This window comes from Quadrisphaera sp. DVD1, from assembly GCF_058932755.1.
In genome coordinates, this window is the sequence record NZ_JBZYWI010000235.1 from 1 (window position 1) to 2,671 (window position 2,671).

Sequence of the window (2,671 nt, forward strand, 5' to 3'; positions counted from 1 at the left end):
CGGCAGCGTGCACCTGCCCGAGCCGGAGGTGCTCGGCCTGGCTCCCGGCACCGACGCCGACGCCGTGCTGCGCGCGCGGTGCGAGGCCGCCGTCCCCACCCGCTACCCCGGTGCCGGCGAGGCGCACCTGCGCGCCGTCCGCACCCGGCTGCAGGACGAGCTGAGCACGATCGCCCAGCTCGGCTACCCGACCTACTTCCTCACCGTCGCCGGCGTGTGCGACCTGGTGCGCGCCACGGGCGTGCGGGTGGCGGCCCGCGGCTCCGGCGCCGGCAGCCTCGTCAACCACCTGCTGGGCATCTCCGGGATCGACCCGATGGCCCACGGGCTGCTCATGGAGCGCTTCCTGACCACCGCGCGCGCCGAGCTGCCCGACATCGACCTCGACGTGGAGTCCGCCCGGCGCACCGAGGTCTACGAGCGGGTGCTGGAGCGCTTCGGCGGGGAGCGGGTGGCCGCCGTCTCGATGATGGACACCTACCGGGTGCGCCACGCCGTCCGCGACGTCGGCGCCGCCCTGGGGATGGCCCCGCGCGAGGTCGACGCGATCGCCACCGCCTTCCCCCACATCCGCGCCCGCGACGCCCGCGCGGCGCTCGCCGACCTGCCCGAGCTGCGCGCCTCCGGCCTGGCCTCGCAGCGCCTCGACCTGCTCTACGACCTCGTCGAGCGCCTCGACGGCCTGCCCCGCCACGTGGCGCTGCACCCGTGCGGGGTGCTGCTCTCCGACGCGAGCCTGCAGGACCGCACCCCGGTGGAGGCCAGCTGGCTCGGCTTCCCGATGAGCCAGTTCGACAAGGAGGACGTGGAGGTCCTCGGGCTGCTCAAGCTCGACGTCCTGGGCATCCGGATGCAGTCGGCGATGGCGCACGCCACGGCGGAGGTGGAGCGCACCGAGGGCGAGCGGATCGACCTCGACGCCGTCCCGCTGGACGACGAGGCGACGTTCCGGCTCATCCGCTCCACCCGGACGCTGGGCTGCTTCCAGATCGAGTCCCCGGGCCAGCGCGAGCTGGTCGGCAAGTTCGCCCCGCAGCACTTCGCCGACCTCGTCACGGACATCTCCCTGTTCCGGCCGGGGCCGGTGAAGTCGGACATGGTCACCCCGTTCCTCGCCGCCCGGCAGGGCTGGTCGCCCCCGGACCTGCTGCACCCCCGCCTGGCCGAGGCCCTGGTCGAGACCTGCGGGGTGGTGGTCTTCCACGAGCAGGTGCTCAAGATCGTCGCGGAGACCGCCGGGGTGTCGCTCACGCAGGCCGACGAGGTGCGCCGGGCGCTGGGCTCGCGCGAGGGCCAGGCGGAGGTGGAGGCGTGGTGGCGCCCGCTGGCCGCGGCCCGCGGCTTCGCGCCGGCCGACGTCGACCGGATCTGGGAGGTGCTGCGCGCCTTCGCCTCGTTCGGCTTCTGCAAGGCCCACGCGGCGGCCTTCGCGCTGCCCACCTACCAGTCGGCCTGGCTCAAGACCCACCACCCGGCGGCGTTCCTGGCGGGCGTGCTCACCCACGACCCCGGCATGTACCCCAAGCGGCTGATCCTCGACGACGCCCGCAACCTCGGCATCGCCGTCCTGGGCCTGGACGTCAACGCCTCCGGGGCCGTCTACCGGGTCGAGCGCGTGGCCGACGGCGACCAGGCGGCCGGCCCGGCGCCGGTGCTCGCGGCGCGGCCGGGGGTGCGCTGGGGCCCGCTGGCGCCGGGCTACCGGCTGGACGCCGCGGTGCCGGACGCGCGCGGCTGGGGGATCCGGCTGTCCCTCGCCGAGGTCAAGGGCATCTCCGAGGCCGAGGTGGAGCGGATCGTGGCCGGGCAGCCCTACGCCTCCCTGGCCGACCTGTGGGAGCGGGCGCGGCCCAGCCGGCCGGTGGCCGAGCGCCTCGTGGTGACCGGCGCGCTCGACGCGCTGTACGGGCTCGGCTCGGCCGCGCCGGTGCGCCGGCGCGGCGCGGTGACCCGCCGCGACCTGCTGCTGCAGGTCGCCGAGCTCGACCGCCACCGGCGCGCGGTCGACCGCGGCGCTCGCCGCGCCGCCCCCCGGAGCGTTCCGCGATCCCCTGACCACGGGGGAGGGGCCGAGGGCGGAGGGCTCGACGTGCGGATGGCGGCCGCGCGGCAGTCGCAGGCCCCGGCGCTGGCCCTCGCCGCGGCGTCCCAGCCGGTCCAGCTCGCCCTCGACCTCGACGACGCCCCGCACGAGGTGGCGGCGAGCGGCCTGCCGGAGATGACCGGCGCCGAGCGGGTGCGCGCGGAGCTGGAGGTGCTGGGCCTGGACGCCAGCCGGCACGTGCTGGACTTCTACGCCCCGCTGCTCCAGGCCCTGGGCACCACCCGCAGCCGCGACCTCATGGCCCGCCGCAGCCGCAGCGAGCTGCTGGTCGCGGGGGTGAAGGTGGCCACCCAGACCCCGCCGATCCGCTCCGGGCGCCGGGTGGTCTTCCTCACCCTCGACGACGCCACCGGCCCGCTGGACGCCACCTTCTTCGAGGACGCCCAGGGCCCCTACGCCGCCACCGTCTTCGGCTCCTGGCTGCTGCTCGTGCGCGGGGAGCTGCGCCGCACCGGCCCGCGCGGGGTGTCCCTGCGCGCCACCGGCGCCTGGGAGCTGCCGGCGCTGTGGGACGTCTGGCGGGCCGACGGCCTGGACGGCGTCTCCCGGCTGCTGGCGGGCGCCGCC

General features: G+C 76.8%; 1 protein-coding gene. It reads left to right on the top strand.

The window, feature by feature from the left end; genetic code table 11:
• On the top strand, positions 1 to 2,671 hold a 2,671-nt coding region (locus AC5FZL_RS16350; protein ID WP_493619935.1), incomplete at both ends, for a helix-hairpin-helix domain-containing protein.